Annotated in this window: 1 pseudogene; it reads right to left on the reverse strand. The window is 33.7% G+C overall.

The annotated features are described in order from the left end of the window. Nucleotides 1–320: 320 nt before the first annotated feature. Nucleotides 321–575: pseudogene (locus tag ACFIM6_RS10180) on the reverse strand (hypothetical protein); the annotation flags it as partial.

A 575-nucleotide genomic window follows, 5' to 3' on the forward strand; every position in this document is an offset into this window, starting at 1 on the left:
ACTGAATCTACAGTGTGAATCCCATTTTTATTTTACTTAACAGCTTGCTTTTTGATACGTTTTGTGCAATAAAGAGACGTTCTTTTATATTTCGGTTATTTCTTTTAATCGTTTATTTAGATCGCTAGCTGTTTTGATAATAAAAGCCGTATCAATTCATTTTGATGCGGTTTTTATGTATTAAGGCTTGCATTTTTACACGTTTTGTGTAATATATTTTAACATTTAAAATGTATAAGTTTCCAGTTGCAAACAAAAGCCGTGTCCTTTAAAGGCGCGGCTTTTTTGCTATAAAGCAGCCCCCCGCCCCGTTATTTTATTTACGCTGCTTTTTCACTAATCTTTACAACGGTATCGTTTTCATAAATTTCACAATCTTCAGGAATTCCATATGCATAATAAGGGTTTTGTTCTGTATATGAATACTCATTTCTTTTTAATCTTGCATTGCCATGTACCAAACCTCTAATGGTGTGATAACCAGTCACTTTTGCATTGCCATAAACAGAACCATAGACCTTAACATACCCACCCACGCTAGCATTGCCATAAACCTTGCCATAAATTTTTGAAGA

The sequence above is a fragment of the Bartonella sp. AA9NXGY genome, assembly GCF_042196845.1.
Classification (GTDB): Bacteria; Pseudomonadota; Alphaproteobacteria; order Rhizobiales; family Rhizobiaceae; genus Bartonella.